The organism is Leyella lascolaii, assembly GCF_900079775.1.
In the GTDB taxonomy this organism is placed as follows: Bacteria; Bacteroidota; Bacteroidia; order Bacteroidales; family Bacteroidaceae; genus Prevotella; species Prevotella lascolaii.
In genome coordinates, this window is the sequence record NZ_LT556036.1 from 25,000 (window position 1) to 45,584 (window position 20,585).

The 20,585-nt window shown below is 53.7% G+C and carries 17 protein-coding genes; all 17 read left to right on the top strand.

The genetic code is table 11. The features are described from left to right. Positions 1 to 121: 121 nt before the first annotated feature. The 17 genes from pckA (at position 122) to BN4609_RS03345 (ending at position 20,562) form a co-directional block, all read left to right on the top strand. Positions 122 to 1,735, top strand: coding sequence for a phosphoenolpyruvate carboxykinase (ATP) (gene pckA, locus BN4609_RS03265; protein WP_021992250.1), 1,614 nt, complete (start codon positions 122 to 124; stop codon positions 1,733 to 1,735). A gap of 298 nt (positions 1,736 to 2,033) precedes the next feature. Further along, positions 2,034 to 3,452, top strand: coding sequence for a DUF6242 domain-containing protein (locus tag BN4609_RS03270; protein WP_068855278.1), 1,419 nt, complete (start codon positions 2,034 to 2,036; stop codon positions 3,450 to 3,452). Positions 3,453 to 3,458: 6 nt separating this feature from the next. Beyond that, on the top strand, positions 3,459 to 4,142 hold the full coding sequence (porG, locus tag BN4609_RS03275) for a type IX secretion system protein PorG (protein WP_068855279.1): 684 nt from the start codon (positions 3,459 to 3,461) through the stop codon (positions 4,140 to 4,142). A 57-nt stretch (positions 4,143 to 4,199) separates the two neighbouring features. Beyond that, positions 4,200 to 4,943 (top strand): isoprenyl transferase, encoded by a 744-nt coding sequence (locus BN4609_RS03280; protein ID WP_068855280.1) that lies wholly within the window; start codon positions 4,200 to 4,202, stop codon positions 4,941 to 4,943. 159 nt (positions 4,944 to 5,102) lie between these two features. Then, a complete protein-coding gene (locus BN4609_RS03285) occupies positions 5,103 to 7,715 on the top strand; it encodes a BamA/OMP85 family outer membrane protein (RefSeq protein ID WP_068855281.1) in 2,613 nt (870 codons plus the stop codon). A gap of 52 nt (positions 7,716 to 7,767) precedes the next feature. After that, positions 7,768 to 8,280, top strand: coding sequence for an OmpH/Skp family outer membrane protein (locus tag BN4609_RS03290; RefSeq protein WP_021992255.1), 513 nt, complete (start codon positions 7,768 to 7,770; stop codon positions 8,278 to 8,280). A gap of 74 nt (positions 8,281 to 8,354) precedes the next feature. After that, the gene (locus BN4609_RS03295; protein WP_021992256.1) at positions 8,355 to 8,861 is read left to right on the top strand and encodes an OmpH/Skp family outer membrane protein; all 507 of its coding nucleotides are present in this window, start codon (positions 8,355 to 8,357) and stop codon (positions 8,859 to 8,861) included. Positions 8,862 to 8,934: 73 nt separating this feature from the next. Then, entirely contained in the window at positions 8,935 to 9,444 is a 510-nt protein-coding gene (locus BN4609_RS03300) for an OmpH/Skp family outer membrane protein (protein WP_068855282.1), read from the top strand. Continuing rightward, positions 9,444 to 10,295, top strand: coding sequence for a glutamate racemase (murI, locus tag BN4609_RS03305; protein ID WP_021992258.1), 852 nt, complete (start codon positions 9,444 to 9,446; stop codon positions 10,293 to 10,295). Before BN4609_RS03300 ends, murI begins: the two co-directional genes overlap by 1 nt. 324 nt (positions 10,296 to 10,619) lie before the next feature. Further along, positions 10,620 to 10,826 carry a hypothetical protein gene (locus BN4609_RS03310; protein ID WP_068855283.1) on the top strand — a complete coding sequence of 69 codons (207 nt, stop codon included), beginning with the start codon at positions 10,620 to 10,622 and terminating at the stop codon, positions 10,824 to 10,826. 110 nt (positions 10,827 to 10,936) lie between these two features. Continuing rightward, on the top strand, positions 10,937 to 11,482 hold the full coding sequence (locus BN4609_RS03315) for an NUDIX hydrolase (RefSeq protein ID WP_068855284.1): 546 nt from the start codon (positions 10,937 to 10,939) through the stop codon (positions 11,480 to 11,482). 800 nt (positions 11,483 to 12,282) lie between these two features. Next, complete coding sequence (locus tag BN4609_RS03320; protein WP_068855285.1) at positions 12,283 to 12,837, top strand: DJ-1 family glyoxalase III; 555 nt, start codon at positions 12,283 to 12,285, stop codon at positions 12,835 to 12,837. 95 nt (positions 12,838 to 12,932) lie between these two features. Continuing rightward, positions 12,933 to 13,610 (top strand): 2-C-methyl-D-erythritol 4-phosphate cytidylyltransferase, encoded by a 678-nt coding sequence (locus BN4609_RS03325; RefSeq protein ID WP_068855286.1) that lies wholly within the window; start codon positions 12,933 to 12,935, stop codon positions 13,608 to 13,610. After that, positions 13,607 to 15,706 (top strand): ATP-dependent DNA helicase RecG, encoded by a 2,100-nt coding sequence (gene recG, locus BN4609_RS03330; protein ID WP_068855287.1) that lies wholly within the window; start codon positions 13,607 to 13,609, stop codon positions 15,704 to 15,706. The genes BN4609_RS03325 and recG overlap by 4 nt, the downstream gene beginning before the upstream one ends. 263 nt (positions 15,707 to 15,969) lie before the next feature. Then, complete coding sequence (locus tag BN4609_RS03335; protein WP_021992593.1) at positions 15,970 to 16,905, top strand: peptidoglycan DD-metalloendopeptidase family protein; 936 nt, start codon at positions 15,970 to 15,972, stop codon at positions 16,903 to 16,905. Between the two features lie 204 nt (positions 16,906 to 17,109). Then, a complete protein-coding gene (locus BN4609_RS03340; protein WP_068855623.1) occupies positions 17,110 to 17,673 on the top strand; it encodes a phosphatase PAP2 family protein in 564 nt (187 codons plus the stop codon). Between the two features lie 189 nt (positions 17,674 to 17,862). Continuing rightward, positions 17,863 to 20,562 carry a 4-alpha-glucanotransferase gene (locus tag BN4609_RS03345; protein ID WP_068855289.1) on the top strand — a complete coding sequence of 900 codons (2,700 nt, stop codon included), beginning with the start codon at positions 17,863 to 17,865 and terminating at the stop codon, positions 20,560 to 20,562. The last annotated feature ends 23 nt before the right edge of the window (positions 20,563 to 20,585 follow it).

Genomic DNA, 20,585 nt, shown 5'->3' on the forward strand with positions numbered 1-20,585 from the left:
TGTGATAATTAAGTTTGTTGTTTTATTTCTTTTTTCATAACTTTGCCTCGGTTTTGCAAGAGCAAGGCTTTCTTGACAAGAACGGAACAGAAGATTTATTCACATCTAAATATTTATTGAAATGGCAAAATTTGATAAGTCAGTTTTAGAGAAGTACGGAATCACAGGTACAACTGAGGTCCTCCACAACCCTTCTTACGAAGTTCTTTTCGAAGAGGAGACAAAAAGCGACCTCACAGGTTACGACAAGGGTCAGGTGACTGAGCTCGGAGCAGTAAACGTAATGACAGGTATCTACACGGGCCGTTCTCCTAAGGACAAGTTCATCGTTATGGATGAGAACTCCAAGGACACGGTTTGGTGGACATCAGACGAATATAAGAACGACAACAAGCCGGCTTCTCAGGAGGCATGGGCTGCCGTTAAGGAAATAGCAAAGAAAGAGCTTTCCAACAAGAAACTGTACGTAATAGACGGTTTCTGCGGTGCCAACAAGGACACACGCATGGCTGTACGCTTCATCATGGAGGTGGCATGGCAGGCTCACTTCGTGAAGAACATGTTCATCCGTCCGACAGAAGAGGAACTCGAGGAGTTCGAGCCGGACTTCATCGTATACAACGCTTCAAAGGCAAAGGTTGAGAACTGGAAAGAGCTCGGCTTCAACTCAGAGACAGCTGTTGTATTCAACGTGACATCAAAAGAGCAGGTTATCATCAACACATGGTACGGCGGTGAGATGAAGAAGGGTATGTTCTCAATGATGAACTACTTCCTGCCGCTGAAGGGCATCGCATCTATGCACTGCTCTGCAAACTGCGACAAGAACGGTGAGAACACCGCCATCTTCTTCGGTCTGTCCGGTACGGGCAAGACAACTCTGTCTACCGACCCGAAGCGTCTGCTCATCGGTGACGACGAGCACGGCTGGGACGACAACGGAGTGTTCAACTTCGAGGGTGGCTGCTACGCTAAGGTAATCAACCTGGACAAGGAAAGCGAGCCGGACATCTACAACGCTATCCGTCGCGACGCACTCCTTGAGAACGTCACAGTGGACGCTAACGGCAAGATAGACTTCACAGACAAGAGCACCACAGAGAACACCCGCGTGTCTTATCCTATCTATCACATCGACAACATCGTGCGTCCTGTAAGCCACGCTCCGGCTGCAAAGCAGGTCATCTTCCTCTCTGCCGACGCGTTCGGCGTGCTGCCTCCTGTATCAATACTTACTCCGGAGCAGACAAAGTACTACTTCCTGTCAGGCTTCACAGCAAAGCTCGCCGGTACAGAGCGCGGCATCACAGAGCCTACTCCTACATTCTCGGCTTGCTTCGGTCAGGCATTCCTCGAGCTGCATCCTACAAAGTATGCTGAGGAACTGGTTAAGAAGATGGAGAAGAGCGGTGCCAAGGCTTACCTCGTAAACACAGGATGGAACGGCACTGGCAAGCGTATCTCTATCAAGGATACACGTGGCATCATCGACGCAATCCTCAACGGCTCTATCAACACAGCACCTACGAAGACCATACCTATGTTCAACTTCGAGGTTCCGACAGAGCTCCCGGGCGTTGACCCGAAGATTCTCGACCCGCGCGACACATACGACTGCGCTTGCAAGTGGGAGGAGAAGGCAAAGGATCTGGCTGCACGCTTCATCAAGAACTTCGCCAAGTACGAAGGCAATGAGGCTGGCAAGGCTCTCGTAGCTGCAGGTCCGAAACTCTAAGAATTTTTCTTGAACACATAAACGGAGGCGGTTTCCACATCGGGAGCCGCCTTTTTCTTTTGTCGCATGTGACGATGAACCACACCTTATTATATATTATATGCTTCCGGAACGCGCTTTGACGCCACGCTTCCGCCAAATGCTAAAAAAATCACAGGGGCACAGGCTAATCACTAAACAAACTTAAAAAACATGGCTTTAACAGCTAAATAACACAATAAAGCATTAAAAATAGGTTCTATTTGCAGAATTCTGATTAAATTTGCAGCTAAAAATTAAAAGTAGTTCGAGTGTAAAAATGAAAATAAAACTGATACCTTTGATGGTTGTTGTCTGCGGAATACTGTCGCTGGCATCATGTCTTAACGACGACAACGACTTCGTCTATTCGGACGATACCGCGATAACATCGTTCACATTGGGAAAACTCAATCAGGTTTTTCACACCAAATCATCGCAAGGGAAAGACAGTACATACAGGAAATCCGTGGATTACAGCGGTCACAAATTCTATATAGATCAGGTCAAATGTGAGATATACAATCCCGATTCTCTGCCTTTGGGCGTCGACGCAAAGAAGGTGTTGTGCTCCATAGGCTCAAAGAAAGCGGGATATGTGGGAATAAAGAGCATGACAAGCGACTCGCTGAAATACTTCAACAGCACCGACTCTACTGACTTCTCAGTGCCGCGCGACTTCTACGTATACAGCAATTCGGGAGTCGCATACAGGAAATACACGGTGAGAGTGAACGTGCATAAGGAGAACGCGGAGGACTTCGTGTGGAAGAAGATGACCACCGACAATGCCCTTGCCGGACTCGTAGGCATGAGGGCTGTGGCTCTGGACGGACGGCTGTTGGTGCTTGGCAGCAATGGCAGCAACACTCTCGTATATGCCTCGGAAGACGGCGCGGCATGGACAGACATCACGTCAAAAATAGGCGCGGAGCTGTCTGCTGACGCTTACAGGAGCGTTGTGACAAGCAACGGATGCGCGTATGTCTATGACAACGGAGCGTTGTTCAAGACCTCAGACGGCAATGCCTGGGTTGTTGCGGCACGCACTCAGCTCAGACAACTGGTAGCGGCAAGCAGCTTCAGACTGTATGCCTACGACACGGACGGATGTCTCGTGGAGTCGGAGGACGACGGTGCCACATGGACACTTGCCCTGACTGACGCCACCGGTGACCTCCTTCCTGATACGGACATTACCTATGTGTGCTCGCCGATGCCCACAAACAAGTCTACTGACAGGGTGGTTCTTGTGGGCAACCGCAGCGTTGCGGAGCACCCGGACGACACGGTTTCCATGGTATGGGGTAAGGTTGACGAGGGCGCGGACTACAGCGAGAACCAGCCGTGGACATACTATGACGTCTCTTCAGACAACAAGTACAAGGCTCCGCGCCTTAATAACATACAGACAGTGGGCTATGACAACTGCATACTTGCAGTGGGCGGAGAAAGCCTCGGAGGCGCGCAGCACAGTGCGTTCGACCAGTTCTACCGCAGCGCGGACGGCGGCATAACGTGGCGCAAGGACTCCGTGGTGACTGTTCCGGGCGGAATAAAGGTGTCACCCGGCTCTTTTGCCATCACCGTAGATAAGAACAGCTACATCTGGCTGGTCTGCGGAGGAAGCGGACAGGTGTGGCGCGGACGCACCAACAGACTCGGGTGGATAAAGGAAGAGAACATGTTCATCGAATGATATGAAATGAGAAAGGCCTTCATAACGATCATCCTGACAGCCTGCTCGGTCTTTGCCGGCGCACAGACCGACGACCAGTATCGCATGGAAATAGGTGCGGGAGTGGGCATGATGTCTTATGAAGGCGACTTTAACGGCAGTATCCTTAAGAACATGCAGCCGATGGCGTCGCTCGTGCTGCGCCGTATATTCAATCCGTATATGGGTCTGAAGCTCACCGGAAGCTACGGCAAGCTGAAGGGTTCGTCCAAAGATGTGCAGACATATTACCCCGACTACAGGGAGAACCAATATGATTTCAGCAATACACTCGCAGATCTGAGTCTGGTGTACGAATACAACTTCTGGCCATACGGCACCGGACAGGATTATCGCGGGGCAAAAAGAATAACGCCGTTTGTCTTCGCAGGCATCGGTGCCACCTACGCCTCGGGAGGCGGAAAGAATGTCTTTACGGGCAATATACCTTTAGGTGTGGGTGTGAAATATAAAATAGGAGAAAGGCTGAACCTCGGTCTGGAATGGGCGATGCACTTCTCGCTGAGCGACGAACTTGACGGTGTGAAGGACCCCTACGGCATAAAGAGCACCGGACCGTTCAAGAACACCGACTGCTACTCGGCATTGCAGATAACGCTCACATACAGTTTCATGCCTAAGTGCCGCACTTGTCATAACGACGATGAATGACGAACGGCTGACACACTGTGGCGTACTCTATTGCTAACAATAAAATATCTGGTTTATATGCTTGACGTTTTAGACAGAAACAATGTTCCCCGGCACATTGCAATCATTATGGACGGCAATGGCAGATGGGCTGCCGAACGCGGCAAACCGCGCAGTTTCGGGCATCAGGCTGGTGTCGACACTGTAAGAAGAATCACCTCGGAGTGTACGCGTCTGGGCGTCAGGTATCTCACGCTCTACACCTTCTCCACAGAGAACTGGAACAGACCTGCCGGTGAAGTGGCTGCTCTCATGGGGCTTGTACTGTCATCACTCGAGGACGAGATATTCATGAAGAACAACGTGAGGTTCCGTGTCATCGGTGATATAGGACGCTTGCCGGAGGAGGTAAGGCGCAAGCTGGCAGAGACGGAAGAGCATACGGCGGGCAATACGGCGATGACCATGGTCGTGGCTCTGAGCTATTCGGCACGCTGGGAGATAACACGCGCTGTAAGAAACATTGCCGAGCGTGTGGCGGAAAAGGCTCTTTCGCCCGACGACATTGACGAGGATATGGTGTCGGAGAACCTTGTCACCTCCTTCATGCCGGACCCCGACCTGCTCATAAGAACCGGAGGCGAGGTGAGAGTGAGCAATTATCTGCTGTGGCAGATAGCCTACAGCGAGCTGTACTTCTGCGACACCTACTGGCCCGATTTCAGCGAGGACGACCTTCACAAGGCTATAATAAGCTATCAGGGACGCCAGCGCCGGTTCGGAAAGACAGGCGAGCAGGTGGAGGACGGCGACTGCCGCTGACGGCGGAAGACAGGCATGCATGAAGGCATGCAGGCTTGTTGTGTATAAGGAAATATAAAAACTGAATGATAATAAACGTGGAACGGCGGACATATCCCGGTGAAACGGAATAGGGAAAGCACTGTTCCTGCTCTTGATGAAAGATTATATTAAGCGACTATGAATGTAAGAAAGCTGTTGATTGCCGTGGCAACGCTCGTCTGGAGCGTATGTGCCAGCGCACAGGACAAGATAGTTTATCCCGACATTTCCTATGCCGGCACACCGAGGACTGTTACCATCGGCGGAATAACGGTGTCTGGAGTTGACGGTTACGAGGACTATATGCTCACCGGAATATCCGGTCTTTCAGTCGGACAGACTATCTCCCTGCCGGGCAACGAACTCACCGAGGCTGTCAAGAAATACTGGAATTACAGGCTTTTCTCTGATGTTTCGATTGTTGTCGACTCGCTTGTCGCCGACAAGGCGTACCTTAACATCAGGCTGCGTGCCAACCCCCGGGTGTCTGAGGTGAACTATATCGGCATCAAGAAGTCGGAGCGTTCCGACATGGAAGAGAAACTCGGACTGCTCAAGGGACTTCAGGTGACGCCTAACACCCTTGACCGTGCCAAGCTCATCGCAAAGGGTTACTTCGACGAGAAAGGCTTCAAGAACGCTGAGATAAACATCATCGAGCGTCCGGATGTGACAAACAAGAATCAGGTTATACTTGATGTCATAATAGACAAAAAGCAGAAGATGAAGGTAAGGAGCATCATTATTGACGGCAACAAAGCCTTCTCCGACAGCAAGATAAAAGGCGGACTGTTCCGCAAAGGAGCTTTCTCGAAAACCCATGAGGCAGGAAAGCTGTCCACATTCCTTAAGTCAAAGAAGTTCACTCCGGAACGATGGAAGGCTGACAAGCAGCGTCTCATCGAAAAGTATAACGAGAACGGATACCGCGATGCGGTGATACTGAAGGACAGTGTATGGAATGTCGACGACCGGCACGTCAATGTTTATGTGAAGGTAGAGGAAGGACAGAAGTACTATCTGCGCAATATCACGTGGGTGGGAAACACCGTCTATCCTTCAGACCTGCTTGCCAAGGTGTTCGGTATGAAGAAAGGCGACGTCTATAATCAGAAGCTCATGAACAAGCGGCTTAATGAAGACGAGGACGCAGTGGGCAACCTGTACTGGAACAACGGCTATATCTTCTATGAGCTCACTCCTGCCGAAATCAATATCGACGGCGACTCAATCGACCTTGAGATGCGTATCATAGAAAGACAGCAGGCTCGTGTGAGCCGCGTACGTATCAACGGAAACGACCGTCTGTATGAGAACGTGGTGCGCCGCGAGCTAAGAACGAAGCCGGGCGACCTCTTCTCGAAGGAGTCACTGATGCGTTCGATGCGTGAGATTGCGGCAATGGGACATTTCAATGAGGAAAAAATAAATCCTGAACCAGTTCCTAACGAGGACGACGGAACCGTTGACATCAACTGGAATCTGGAGCAGAAGACCAACGACCAGGTCGAGTTCTCGCTCGGATGGGGACAGACCGGTGTGATAGGACGTGTGGGAGTGAAGCTCACCAACTTCTCCATGCGCAACCTCTTCAACAAGAACCGTGAGCACCGGGGCATCATGCCGATAGGCGACGGAGAGGTTCTCTCCTTCGGAGCACAGACAAACGGTACTTACTACCAGTCTTACAACGTGAACTATTCCACCAATTGGTTCGGCGGAAAGAGACCTATCCAGTTCAACGTAGGTGTGTTCTTCTCAAAGCAGACAGACGTGTCGAGCAACTATTACAACAGCGCTTATTTCAATAACTACTACAATTATCTGTACGGATACGGCAGCAGCATATACAACAACTACGAGAACTATTACGACCCGGACAAGTATGTGCAGCTCTTCGGAGCCTCGATAGGATGGGGCAAGCAGCTCCGCTGGCCGGACGATTACTTCACTCTGTCGCTGCAGCTCGCCTATACGCGCTACATGCTGAAGAACTGGAGTTACTTCCTTCTTACCAACGGAAACTCCAACAACCTCAACTTCACCGTGTCGCTCAGCCGTGTCTCCACCGACAGCCAGCTTTTCCCGAGGCGCGGTTCGGAGTTCCTCTTGTCGCTGTCGCTCACTCCGCCATGGTCGGCGTGGGACAACAAAGACTACAAGAACCTCGCCACAAACTCCCAGTCGCCCAATTTCGACCGCGAGCAGCAGGAGAAATACCGCTGGATAGAGTATCACAAGTGGAAGCTGAAGGCAAGAACCTTCACCGCGCTTTCGGGCGGCAACAAGTGCTTCGTGCTCATGACGCGAGTTGAGTTCGGCTTGCTCGGCAGCTACAACAAGTACAAGAAGTCACCGTTCGAGACCTACTACATGGGTGGTGACGGTATGACAGGCTACTCCACCGGCTATGCCGAGGAAACGATAGGACTGCGCGGATACGAGAACGGCTCGCTTACGCCTTACGGATATGAGGGATATGCCTACGACCGCATGACTCTCGAGCTTCGCTATCCGTTCCTGCTCGGCAACACAACGATATACGGTCTGACGTTCCTTGAGGCTGGAAACGCATGGAACGACACCAAGAAGTTCAATCCGTTCGACATGAAACGTTCTGCCGGTATAGGTGTCCGCATCTTCCTTCCGATGGTCGGCATGATGGGTATCGACTGGGCATACGGTTTCGACAAGGTGTTCGGAGTGAAGGGCGGAAGCAATTTCCACTTCATTCTCGGACAGGAATTCTGACGGACGGAACATCACGCAGATGTCATTAACAATAAAACAAGGAGGACATATTATGAAGAAGATACTTATAATTGCCGTATTGGCGATGACAGCCATGACCGCCGGGGCACAGAAGTTTGCCTTGCTCGACATGGAATATATACTGAACAACATCCCTGCCTACGAACGTGCCAACGAACAGCTCAACCAGGTTTCGAAGAAGTGGCAGGCGGAGGTGGATGCCATAAGCAACGAGGCGTCCACAATGTATAAGAACTACCAGAACGAGGTAGTGTTCCTCTCTCAGGAGCAGAAGAAGGAACGTCAGGAGGCGATAATGAATAAGGAGAAGGAGGCGGGTGAGCTTAAGCGCAAGTATTTCGGCCCCGAAGGAGAGCTGTTCAAGAAGCGCGAGAGCCTCATGACCCCCATACAGGACGAGATATACAACGCCGTGAAGGAGATATCCGAGCTGCGCGGCTATTCGCTCGTGCTCGACCGTGCCAGCGACACGGGCATCATATTCGGCTCGCCGAAGATAGACATCAGCAACGAGGTGCTCGAGAAGCTGGGCTACTCCAACTGACGCGCAATGCGGCAGACACCGCACAGTCAAGTATAAACAAACAGAACAAATAACACAATAAACAAAAAAAGAAAATGAAAAAGCTTATTTTAATGTTGATCATGTTTGCCCCGCTGGCAGCATTCGCACAGACACCGAAGTTCGGTCACCTTAACACGCAGGAGATAATGTCGTCCATGCCCGAGCTGATAAAGGTGCGCGGTGAGCTCGAGGCAACTGCAAAGCAGTATGAGAACGACCTCAAAGCCATGCAGGACGAACTGCAGCGCAAGGCTGCCGAGTACGACAAGAACAAGTCTACCATGAATGAGACAAAGCAGAAGGAGACAGAGACAGAGCTCATGACCCTTCAGCAGAAGATCCAGCAGGCTTATCAGGACAACTCGGAGGCATTCCAGAAGGCACAGCAGGAGAAGATGCAGCCCATCACCACAAAGCTTCTCGATGCCATAAAGGCTGTCGGCAAGGCTGGCGGTTACGTCTACATCATGGACCTCTCAGCCGGAATACCTTATGTAAGCGACACGCTCAGCAAGGACGTTACCGCAGAGGTGAAGGCAGAGCTTAACAAGATGAAGTAAGCAACACATAATCAACAACCAACCATACTGTGCCATCATTGTCATGGCACAGTTTTTATCTTTTCTGAATATTATGAAAAAGCTGTTCTTTCTGTTAATGTTTTCAGTCATGGTATGCACTTCCCGGGCACAGTCACTGAGGTATGGCTATTTCAGTCTTGACTCAGTTTTCACTGCCATGCCGGAGTATGCGGTGGCTCAGAAAAACCTCGCTGACCTGCGTGCCAAGTACGACGAGGAGATGAAACGTGCCGAGGATGAGTTCAACGCCAAGTATGAGGAGTTTCTCGAGACGCAGCGCGACCTGATACCTTCCATTCTGTCCAAGCGTCAGACGGAGCTTCAGGAGATAATGGAAAAGAACGTCGCTTTCAAGAAAGAGGCTGTCCGGCTGCTCGACGAGGCACGCAAGGACGCTTACGCACCCCTGCGTGAGAGGATATTCGAGGCAGTGCGTCGCATAGGACGTGAGCGCGGGTATGCCTTTGTGCTCAATACCGACGGAGACGCATGCCCTTATCTCGACGCCACTTGCGGCGAGAACATCGCTCCTTTGCTCAGAACGGCACTGAACATACACTGATGATGCGGCACGAAAACATCTTTCCATCAGCCCCGGGACCCATCGGGGTGTTCGACTCAGGGTACGGAGGGCTCACCGTACTCCATGGCATCCGCCAGCTCCTTCCGGCATACGACTACATGTATCTGGGCGACAATGCGCGCGCGCCTTACGGTTCGCGCTCGTTCGAAGTGGTTTATCAGTTCACCCGTCAGGCGGTGATAAAGCTCTTCTCCATGGGATGCCATCTTGTGATACTCGGCTGCAACACCGCCTCGGCAAAGGCTTTGCGCACCATACAGCAGCGCGATCTGCCTGAGCTTGACCCAAAACGGCGCGTGCTCGGCATCATCCGTCCGACGGCGGAGAACATCGGAAGCCTCACGCGAAGCCGTCATGTGGGCATCCTCGCCACCGAAGGCACCGTGCGGAGCAGGAGCTATTCGCTCGAGATAGGCAAGCTGTTCCCCGACATCACAGTGTCCGGTGTGGCATGTCCGTTGTGGGCTGCCATCGTGGAGGCAAACGAGGCGGACAGTCCCGGAGCCGACTATTTCGTGAAGAAACGCATCGACCAGCTCATGCGTACCGACCCTCTCATCGACACCATCGTGCTCGGCTGCACCCACTATCCGCTCCTTATGAACAGCATAGTGAAGAATGTGCCCGACGGTGTGCGCATCGTGCCGCAGGGACATTATGTGGCGGAGAGTCTCAGCAACTATCTGGAGCGTCACCGCGACATCGCCGCGAACATAACGCAGGGCGGAACCTGCCGCTATTTCACCACCGAGAGCGAGGACAAGTTCAGGGAAAACGCGCAGATATTCCTGCACGAGAAGGTGAGCGTGAGCCACGTTGAGCTCGACTGACTCCTTCGTCCTGCCATGCCGTCGGTCCGCAGAGAGCCTTCCGCGGCGTCCTTCGCGCTGAGCCGCAATGTGTCATCCGCAGTATAATAACATTGTCTTATGCTGTAAGATAATCTTTTTTAAGTAGATGTTCTAAATTAATTGCCATCATATTGTGTACTGTTCTGGAGCTGCATTCCAAAGTCCGAAGAGGGAGTGTAGCGGGCTACACGACCGATGAGACTTTGGGATGAAGCCCTGAACAGCGCACAGGATGATGGCAAAGATATATAACATATTAGTAATTTTATAATATCGGTTAATTTTGAACAGCTACTTATGCAAATGAAACCTGCCTTAAAGCGTCGTCTGGCGCGCTATTTTATCGTATTCATTCTTGTCATGGCGGTCAACGGAGCGGTACGCCGGATAGTGCCTTACGAGGAATGGAAAGACCTCAATCTGCTTGTCAACGCCGTCGAGTCGCTTCTTGTCACATTGCTGTTCGTCTTGGCTGACAGCGCGATACGCTGTCTCAGAAAGCGCAGTTGAGCCGGAACGCCCTGCCGGTCGCGCCCCCGCAGTGACATCAGAAGGCACTCGCCCGACTGTATTCAGGCACATGCGGCATATAAGTATACAAAAAACAGACACATCACAATATGAAAGACATGAAATGGGACGTGCTCCACAGCGAGTACATCATCCGCAGACCGTGGCTCACGGCACGCCGCGACAAGGTGAGACTGCCCGACGGCAGAGTGAACGATGAGTATTATGTGCTTGAGTATCCCGACTGGGTCAACGTCATAGCCATCACCCCCGACGACCGCTTCGTGCTCGTGAGACAGTATCGCCACGGACTCGGGCGCACGTCGTTCGAGCTGTGTGCCGGTGTGTGCGAGAAGGGTGAGACGCCTGAGGAGTCCGCCCGTCGCGAGCTGTTTGAGGAAACCGGATATACCGGAGGAGAGTGGCACGAGCTCATGCAGCTCTCTGCCAATGCCTCGACAAACACCAACATCACCCGTTGTTTCGTGGCGCGGGGAGTCACGAAGACCGATACGCAGCATCTCGACGCGACAGAGGACGTCGAGGTATACTGTATGGAGCGCAGCCGCGTATACGACATGCTCTGCCGGGGCGAGTTCATGCAGTCGCTCATGGCGGCTCCGCTGTGGCGTTTCTTCGCCCTCGACGGCAGGTGAACCGGCATCACCGGCGTCTCCCTGCACCTTCCGCCGCTCCGCACATCCGTAAGACAGGGCAGTAAAAAATCTTTACATCGGCTTTTTGCAATCTGTGAGCGAGGTGCCGCCCCAGCACTCTACGCATCAGCCGTCCGGGCATGCCGTGCCACCGTTTCCGCTGTTCTTTTATACTATACAGTTGGTATTTCCCTCCTATTCCGGCTCTCCCGTTCTTCCCGATTGACTTTTTCTCCGTGCCAGAAAGGCTCTTGTGTACTGCCGTAAAGCCTTTTCCGTGATGCGGAAAAGCCTCTTTCGCGTTGCGATAAAGCCCGTTTCGCGGCTCCGAAAAATGATTGTTTCCATGTTGTTTTGTGCAATCGGCTGTGTCACAGCATATTATCTGAAATGCCGAAAATCCGCGTATTTGCCGCCTGACAGCTTTCCGCCTGCAAATAAACGGTTCTCGTGAGGATGTCGTTGTTCGAATATTCCGCGACAGTAGACACATTGCGCGGTTATGCATGTCCCTTCAGTGTGTGGCGTTTGTTATTATATGGTGTACTCGGCAATCCTTCGGAATACTGTTTTTATCACACGTCAGCCTACAGTCGTCATCCGTATAGTGTCATAATCTTTTCAATGGGCGGCTTCGTTTGAGTTATAGCGATGCGGTTGTTTGCGCCGCCCGGGTGCTCATTACAGGCAGTCCGTAATGTCAGCCGTGGTCTTATTTTGTTTCTTTTAAATATCCGCCATACCGTAATTTCAAAAAAAATGTGTAAGTTTGCAATTGAACATAACCAATAAAAGAGACAATGGCAAAAGTATATGAGTTTCTTGCCGACGGCTTCGAGGAGGTCGAAGGCATGGGTCCGGTGGACGTTCTGCGTCGCGGAGGAGTGGATGTGAAGACGGTGAGCGTCACAGGCTCTGAGATGGTAAGCACTTCCCACGGTGTCACGGTAAAGGCTGACATGCTGTTTGAGGACGCTGATTTTTCCGACGCCGACCTGCTTATGCTTCCCGGCGGAATGCCCGGCTCGGCTACTCTCGACATGCATGAGGGTCTGCACACTGTGCTTGCAGCTCACAACAGTGCCGGAAAGCTCATCGGAGCGATATGTGCCGCGCCCATGGTTCTCGGACGCATGGGGCTGCTCAAAGCCCGCCGCGCCACATGCTATCCAGGGTTCGACAAGTATCTTGAGGGCGCGGAGTACACCTCTGAGCTTGTAACCGTGGACGGAAACATCGTCACCGGCAAGGGACCTGCAGCAACGCTGCCCTACGCCTACAGGCTTCTGGAGATGCTGGAAGGCGCGGAGAAGTCGCGCGAGGTGGCTGAAGGCATGGGCTTCTTCTGGCGTTAAATGTCCGCACTTTACGCCTGACGGCACGGCATGGACTGTCCTGCTGTCAGGCAGATGAATGGTTTTAACATCTTGGCTGTAAAAAAACTGAAACGATGGATTACGTCATAATAGTGGCAGGCGGAAAGGGTCTGCGCATGGGCAGCGACGTGCCCAAACAGTTTCTCCCGCTCGGCGGCGTGCCGGTGCTTATGCGCACCATAAGCCGTTTTGCCGGAGCGATGCCTCGGGCGGGCATCATCCTTGTGCTTCCCGAGAGCCAGCACGACTATTGGGACAGCCTCTGCCGTCACCATTCGTTCGATGTGGAGCACACTGTCACAGCCGGGGGCGACACCCGCTTCGCATCGTCGCGCAACGGACTTCTTGCCATACCGGCTGACGCCGACGGGCTTGTGGGCATACACGACGGTGTGCGCCCGTTCGTGTCGGAGGAGGTGATACACCGCTGCTATGCCGCCGCGCGTGAGCATGGGGCAGCCATTCCCGTCGTGCCCGTCACCGACACGCTGCGCCTTGTCGGTGCTGACGGCGGCGGACACAACGTGCGGCGCGACTCCTACCGTGTGGTGCAGACACCGCAGGTGTTCGACATAGCCCTCGCACGCCGTGCCTTCGACCGTCCTTACTCTCCGTCGTTCACCGACGACGCGTCTGTCATAGAGGCGTCCGGACATGGTGTGGCGATGGTGGACGGCAACCGTGAGAACATCAAAATCACCACTCCGTCCGACCTTATCATAGCCGAGTCATTATTAAAAGTCTGCCCGTGAGCGAAGTTTTCGACCAGGACATAAAGTATCTGCCGGGTGTCGGTCCGAGAAGAAGGGACATTCTGGCAAAGGATCTGAACATCACGACGTGGGGGCAGCTGCTTGAGTACTTCCCCTACAAGTACATCGACCGCAGCCGTGTGTACAGCATACGCGAGCTGACGGGCGACATGCCCTTCGTGCAGATAATGGGGCGCATAGTCAGTTTTGAGGAGTTTGCCACGGGAGTGAGGCAGAAGCGCATCGTGGCACACTTCACCGACGGCACCGGGATGGTGGACATTGTGTGGTTCAGAGGCGGACAATATCTCTATCAGCAGTACAAGATAAACGAGGAATACGTAGTCTTCGGACGCCCCACCGTGTTCAACGGACGATACCAGTTTGCCCATCCCGACATCGACAAGGCTTCAGACCTGAACCTCTCGCAGATGGGACTACAGCCCTATTATTCCACCACCGAGCGCATGAAGAAGAACGGAATGAACTCGCATGCGGTGGAGAAGACCATAAGGACCCTGCTCACCCTCATACCGCGTCCGCTTCAGGAGACGCTCCCTCCGTTCATCACCGGTCCGCTCCATCTCATGTCGCGCGACACGGCTATGCGCGCCATACACTATCCGCGCAACACCGAGGAGATGCAGCGGGCACGACAGCGGCTCAAGTTTGAGGAGCTCTTCTATGTCCAGCTCAACATCGTGCGCTACGTGAGCGACCGCCGCCGCCACTACAGGGGCTATGTGCTGAGGCGCGCAGGCGACCTGCTGCACACGTTCTTCCACGACCGTCTGCCATTCCCGCTTACCGGAGCGCAGAAGAGGGTGATGCATGAGATACACGACGACATGCGTTCCGGTGAGCAGATGAACCGCCTGCTGCAGGGCGACGTGGGCTCGGGCAAGACACTTGTGGCGCTCATGGCGATGCTCATAGCCGTGGGCAACGGTTATCAGGCGTGCATCATGGCTCCCACTGAGATACTGGCAGAGCAGCATTTCGACACGATACGCAACTTCCTCGGCGACATGGACGTGAGGGTGGAGCTGCTCACCGGCACCGTCAAGGGACGCCGACGCCGCATGGTGCTCGACGACCTCCTTGCCGGAAAGGTGAATATCCTCGTAGGCACTCACGCCGTGGTGGAGGACACCGTGCGCTTCTCCTGCCTCGGACTCGCCGTCATCGACGAGCAGCACCGGTTCGGTGTGGCGCAGCGCGCACGCCTTTGGAGCAAGAGCGACAATCCTCCCCACATTCTCGTGATGACCGCCACGCCCATCCCGCGTACCCTCGCCATGACCATATACGGCGATCTCGACGTGAGCGTCATCGACGAACTGCCGCCCGGACGCAAGCCTGTGCGCACCATGCACAAGTATGACAGCCAGACCGTGAGCCTTTACGACGGCATCCGCAAGCAGATAAAGGCGGGACGGCAGGTTTACTTCGTGTTCCCCGTAATAAGCGAGAGCGAGAAGAGCGACCTCAAAAACCTCGAGGAAGGATATACCGCCCTGTGCGAGATATTCCCCGAATGCAGGCTCAGTAAGGTGCACGGACGCATGAAACCTGCCGAGAAGGACGCCGAGATGCGTAAGTTTGTGAGCGGTGAGACGCAGATTCTCGTCGCCACGACCGTCATTGAGGTGGGCGTGAACGTGCCCAACGCGTCGGTCATGGTGATACTCGACGCGCAGCGGTTCGGGCTTTCGCAGCTCCATCAGTTGCGTGGAAGGGTGGGGCGCGGAGCCGATCAGAGCTACTGCATCCTCGTCACCGGATACAAGCTGTCTGCCGAGACGCGCAAGCGCATTGACATCATGTGCCAGACAAACGACGGGTTCCGTATAGCCGAGGCTGACCTCAAACTGCGCGGTCCGGGCGATCTGGAGGGCACGCAGCAGAGCGGTGTGGCATTCGACCTGAAGATTGCGGACATCGCACGCGACGGTCAGCTCGTCCAGCTGGCACGTGACGAGGCGCAGAAGATAATAGACGCCGACCCGAAATGCGAGAGTCCGGAGTTCGGAATGCTGTGGCAAAGACTGGCGCAGCTGCGCGACAGCAACGTCAACTGGGGAGCGATAAGCTGACGTCAGGGCGTCCCTGCGCGGTCTCACGCGCCATACGCGCATGCGTGCGTGTTTATACAGAGGTGTTGATAATAATCGTCTGATTAATAGCACATTTGCTAAAAAATAGATAAAATCTGTTAAACAGACACCGGTTATGAGAAAAAACGAGTATCTTTGCGGTGTTTTTAAGTTTTATGTAATACTTTTTGTCCATTATACACCTTTTGAAGGAATAATCCGTTTGTTCCCTATTGATATTGGACACCTAAAAAAATAAGATTTTGAAAAGACTTGTTAGGACATTATTTATAGGCGCATTGTTGGCTTTTTCGGCAACGCAGGCATCGGGACAGGACCTCTTGGCAAGGCAGGCTCCCATCGACAGGAAGATGAAGACGGTGGACACCATCATGTTGAAGAACATCACTGCCAGAGAGGAAATGGAGTCGCCGGCAGCCAGACTCTACGACGACTGGGACAACTCTTACGCACACCGTGCCACCGAAATGCCAGACCGCTACCGCATAGACCTGCGTAACTTCTGCATGCCGACACCGAGCCGTGTGGTGACAAGCAACTTCGGATGGCGTTGGGGCAGGAATCACAAAGGACTGGACATCAAGGTTTACATAGGCGACACCATCCGCGCGGCGTTCAGCGGCAAGGTGCGTGTGGTGAGCTATGAGCGCAGGGGATACGGCAATTATGTCGTCATACGCCACAACAACGGTCTGGAGACCACCTACGCGCATATGTCGAAGAATCTTGTGAAGGAAAACCAGATGGTGCGTGCGGGCGAGGCGATAGGTCTGGGTGGCAACACCGGACGTAGCACAGGGTCGCACCTGCACTTCGAGACACGCCTCTGCGGAGTGGCGCTCAATCCGGCTCTCATGTTCGACTTCCGCGAGCAGGATGTCACGGGCGACTATTATGTCTACAACAAGGACACTTATGAAGAGGAATCACGTGAGGCTACGCGCCTCCGCGGCAAGATAGGCAACGGCGGATATACGCCTGATCTGGTGAAGGGAATAGACAGCAGCGAGGCTGACTCTGAGTTCGGCGGCAAGGTGCTTTATCATAAGGTGGCGTCGGGAGAGACGCTGGAGAGCATCGCCAGGAAGTATGGCATCACTGTGGACGAGATATGCAAGCTCAACAGAATACGCAAGACTATGCGCATACGTGCCGGACAGATACTCAGATACTCTTAATCCGTGACACCGGTCTTGGCTAAAAAGATATAGAACGAATCAGATATGGGAATGTATGCCGGCAGTGGCGCATTCCCTTTTTTGTTTGTCCTTGCGCGCAGAGTGCCTGTGGTCATTCCACGCTTGCGGCTGTCATGCCATGCGTTCCTGCGCAGGATGGGTCGGGATATTTTTATTATGACATTTGGATATTATTATTATGGTATGAGAAAACTTGTTGTTCTTCTTTTTGTTATGTGCGCCCTTCCGGCGCATGCGCAGCATAAGAGCTATCACGGAGACGGCATAGACGACTATCTGCGCTTTGTTCCCATAGCGTCGGTATACGCTCTGAAGGCGTCGGGAGTGGAGGGGGCAAGCTCATGGAAGAGGCTGTTGGTCAACACGGCGACATCGTGTGCCATCACCGTAGGCGTCACATGGGGACTGAAGGCAGCCATAAAGGACAACCGGCCTGACGGTACCGGAGACGACGCTTTCCCTTCGGGACACACCTCGTTCGCCTTTGCCGGAGCCACAATCCTGCATAAGGAGTATGGAAAGGTGTCGCCGTGGATAAGCGTGGCGGGCTACGGAGTGGCGGCGGTGACGGCTGTCGACCGTGTGAGACGGCACCGCCATGAGTGGGACGATGTGCTTGCCGGAGCGGCGATAGGCATACTTGCCACCGAGGCGGGCTATTTTCTCGGCGACCTGATAACCGGAGAGCAGAGCCGCTATTCTGTAGGCGTGGGGGCAGAGGGTGTGATGGTGTGCATCCGCCTGTGACATGTGGCGGTGCGGCTCATGCTTGGACAGGATGCATAAACTTTCCTTCAAATGTTCTTTTTTTCGAATTTTTTGTGTAAGTTTGCGTAAGCAAATATGCCTTGTCGGGCTGTTCCCGGCAGCCGGAAGCTTGTCGCAGCCGGTGCGGGGCGGTATGCTTATAACGTTAACAGGACAATCGAAAACCGTATGAAACTGAAGTTTTATATCGAATACAACACCGTTTCCGGTGAGGAACTGATGCTGAACGTATTCACCGGAGCGAATGCCGGTGACTGCAAGCCGCGTGTCTATCGCATGTCTACGGGCGACGGGAGGCACTGGAGCTGCACGCTCGAGAACTTCCATTCGGAAAGTCATCCCGTGATAACATATTATTATAGTGTGGGAAGCGGAGGCCGCGTGGTGCGGAGAGAGTGGATTCTTTACCTTCACCGCCTTGAGTTCTCGGTGCTGGGGGCGGCTTCTTATGAGATGAATGACATGTGGATGGACATGCCTGCCGCCTCCTGGCTCTATTCATCAGCCTTCTCCGCATGCGTAAACCATGCACGCTTGCAGAGTGTGAAGCCTGCGTCTTATGGCTCGGTGGTGCGGTTTGTAGTGCACGCGCCGCAACTTAGAGAGGGCGAACGGCTGGTCATCACGGGCAGTCACGACGCTCTCGGCATGTGGGATGTGGCGAAGGGAGTGTCCATGACAGAGCATAATGTCAACGAATGGATAGCTGATCTGGATGCGGCAATGTTCTCCGGAAAGGCTTTGGAGTTCAAGTTCGTGGCGGTAAACGGTGCTGACGGCAGCGCGTTCATGTGGGAGAAAGGCGGCAACAGGGTGTTCAGGGCATGTCTGTGCCGTCCCGGAGAGGTCAGGACATACTGTCTGCGGAATGCCGATTTCGACATCGCTCCGCGTCGGCTTGCCGGTACGCTTGTGCCGGTTTTCTCGCTTCGGTCGGAGAAAAGCTTCGGAGTGGGCGACTTCGGCGACCTTAGAAAGATGGTCGACTGGGTGGCGCGGACAGGTCAGAGAGTCTTGCAGATACTGCCGGTGAACGATACCACGACAACGCATACGTGGAGAGACTCCTATCCTTACAGCTGTATAAGCGTCTTCGCACTGCATCCGCAGTATGTGGATCTGTCAAGGCTGCCGCCTGTAGCCGACAGGAAGGTCAGACTGCAATATGAGGTTCTGCGCGAGGAACTCAACGCCTTGCCAGCCATCGACTACGAGCGTGTGGGCAGGGCGAAGTTCGATTATCTGCGCGTCCTGTACAGACAGGAGGGAGGGAAAGTGCTTTCCTCCGCGGCGTTTGCCGCTTTCTTCAGTGAGAACGACTCATGGCTCGTGCCTTATGCGTGCTATTGCAGTCTGCGCGACAGCTACGGCACCGCCGAGTTCCGGCTGTGGAAGGAGCACAACCGTTGGGACGAGAGCGAGCGGAAGGCACTTTCCGATCCGCAGGACGATATGTTCCGGAGTGTCGCGTTCTATTATTATGTGCAGTTCATATTGTACACACAGTTGCGTGAGGTGCACGATTATGCGGTCCTGCAGGGCGTCGTGCTGAAGGGTGACATACCTATCGGAGTGAACCGCAACGGCTGCGACGTGTGGCAGGAACCTGAATATTTCAATCTCGACGGACAGGCGGGAGCACCGCCCGACGCCTTTTCGGAGAAAGGACAGAACTGGGAATTCCCTACGTACAACTGGCAGCGGATGCTTGACGACGGCTGTATGTGGTGGATAAGGAGGCTGCGCCATATGTCGGTGTTCTTCGATGCGTACCGCATAGACCATGTTCTCGGCTTCTTCCGCATATGGGAGATACCTGTCGGAGCGGTGGATGCGCGCATCGGACACTTCTCTCCCGCACTCGGACTCACGCGTGAGGAGATAGAGGCATACGGTCTTCACTTCCGCGAACAGCTCTTTGTCGAGCCGTTCATCACGGAGAACGTGGTGGCTGAGGTGTTCGGTGAGCGTGCCGGAAAGGTTGCCGACACTTATCTGGACCATTCACACAGCGATGTCTACAGGCTTAAGCCGGAGTATGCCACGCAGCGTCTCATATACGCGGCGTTTGAGGACAGCAGGTCGGCGGACGACATATCGGTGCGCGACGGACTGTGTTCGCTTGTGAGCGGAGTGCTTTTCGTCCGCGACCATAAGGACCCGCAGAAGTTCCATCCGCGCATTTCCGCACAGTTCGGATATGCTTACAAGGCACTCGGAGAGACTGACCGGAATGCCTTCAACAGGCTTTATGACGATTATTATTACCGTCGCAACAACCAGTTCTGGTATCGTGAGGCTATGAGAAAGCTGCCTGTCATCACGCAGGCGACGCATATGCTGGCGTGTGCCGAAGACCTTGGCATGGTGCCGGAATGCGTGTCTTGGGTGATGGATGAGCTGCGCATACTCAGTCTGGAACTTCAGACGATGCCGAAACAATGGGGCGACCGATTCGCGGACATCAACCGTTTCCCTTACCGTTCGGTCTGCACCATCTCCACGCACGACACTCCTACGATGCGTCAGTGGTGGGATGAGGACCGCGAACGTGCAAGATATTATTATAATGTGACGCTCGGCATGCATGGAGAGGCTCCACATCCCATGCCGGGATGGCTGGCACGGGAAATCATCGCGCGCCATCTGGCGTGTCCGTCTATGATTTGTGTCATTGCCATACAGGACTGGATGGCTGTCGACGAGCGTCTCCGCAGGCGCGATGCCGATGCCGAGCGTGTGAATGTTCCGGCTGACTCACATCATTACTGGCGTTATCGCATGCACGTGAACATAGACGATCTGCTTACCGACATCAGTTTCTGCAGGAATGTGAAGGACATGGTTATCGGCGGAGGACGCGGCTGACGTGACATGGAAAGGTTTTTTCT